This is a genomic window from Moraxella porci DSM 25326, assembly GCF_002014855.1.
GTDB classification, from domain to species: domain Bacteria; phylum Pseudomonadota; class Gammaproteobacteria; order Pseudomonadales; family Moraxellaceae; genus Moraxella; species Moraxella porci.
This window is the reverse complement of sequence record NZ_MUYV01000019.1, coordinates 1-1,191: the sequence shown is the minus strand read 5'-3', so window position 1 is coordinate 1,191 and position 1,191 is coordinate 1. Positions and strand designations below refer to the sequence as shown.

Sequence of the window (1,191 nt, the reverse complement as noted above, 5' to 3'; positions counted from 1 at the left end):
GGTAATTGTTCATTTGATAATGCCAGCCTTGGTCAGAGTGTAAGATGGGTTTGTCATCTTCTGTCAGTGTTGTTATGGCTTGGTTTAGCATCTCTTGCACTAACTCATAAGTCGGTCTGTCTTTGATATTGTAGCTAATGATCTCACCGTTATATAAATCAATGATGGGTGATAAGTAAAGCTTCTTTGTATTACCTTGCTTATCCACCACTTTAAACTCAGTCACATCCGTTGCCCATTTATGATTGGGTTTGTCTGTTTTAAAATTACGGTTTAAGACATTGGTAGCGATTTTGCCTATTTGTCCACGGTAAGTGCTGTATTTGCTTCGCTTGCGACGAATTACTGCTTTAAACCCAAGTTCATGCATTAGCCGTTGTACTTTTTTGTGATTGATGATAAAGCCCAACTGCTTTAGTGCTAGAGTCATACGCCGATAGCCATATCTGCCTTTGTGGGCGTGGTAGATGTTTTGAATTTCATGTTTTATTGCTTGATGTTTGTCAGCCTTGGCAAGCTGTTTTAGATGATAATAGAACACTGATCTGGCAAGCTTGGCTGCTTTGAGTAAATCACTCAGCAAATACCTTTGTTGCCTTAATTCACCAACAATTAAGACTTTGTCTTTGACTTTGATTGATTCTTTTGGCGAATTAAGGCATCGAGCTTTTTTAGGTAAGCATTCTCAGCTTCTAGATATTGAATACGTCTGAGTAACTCAGCATGTTCATTGGTTGATGTTTTATTTGCCTTGGCTTTTTTAGCTACCTTGGATTTTTTGTTTGTTGATGAAGTCATCGCCTTTCTACCTTTAGGTTTGGGAGTCAGTCCCATGATACCATGAGTTTGATAAGCTTTTAACCATTGATGGAGTACACTTGGGTTACTGATATTTAATTCAATCGCCAAAGTGCGTATGGATTTACCAGCAAGTAGTTGTAATACTGCTGTGTGTTTAAATTCTGGTGAATAACTGGCTTTGCTCACTCTTGTGCGAATGCCATCAATACCATGAGTTTGGTAGAGTCTCACCCAGTTTTGGACGATACAACGTTTCAGACCAAACGATTTGGCTGTGCTGTGGTAACTATGCTCTGTTAAATAATGATCAATGACTTCAAGTTTAAAGTCCATTGTGTATTTGGTCATAAAAACACCCCAAAGGTTGTCTAACTTTTGGGGTGCGGTTCA

2 protein-coding genes are annotated in these 1,191 nt (G+C 38.8%); both read right to left on the bottom strand.

Annotated features, from left to right (window positions below):
* Window positions 1–613: IS3 family transposase (locus tag B0681_RS09935; RefSeq protein ID WP_265734165.1), on the bottom strand; the 613-nt coding region annotated here is incomplete at its 3' end.
* Complete coding sequence (locus B0681_RS09930) at window positions 613–1,149, bottom strand: helix-turn-helix domain-containing protein (RefSeq protein ID WP_078318571.1); 537 nt, start codon at window positions 1,147–1,149, stop codon at window positions 613–615. The genes B0681_RS09930 and B0681_RS09935, both read right to left, overlap by 1 nt.
* Between the last annotated feature and the right edge of the window lie 42 nt (window positions 1,150–1,191).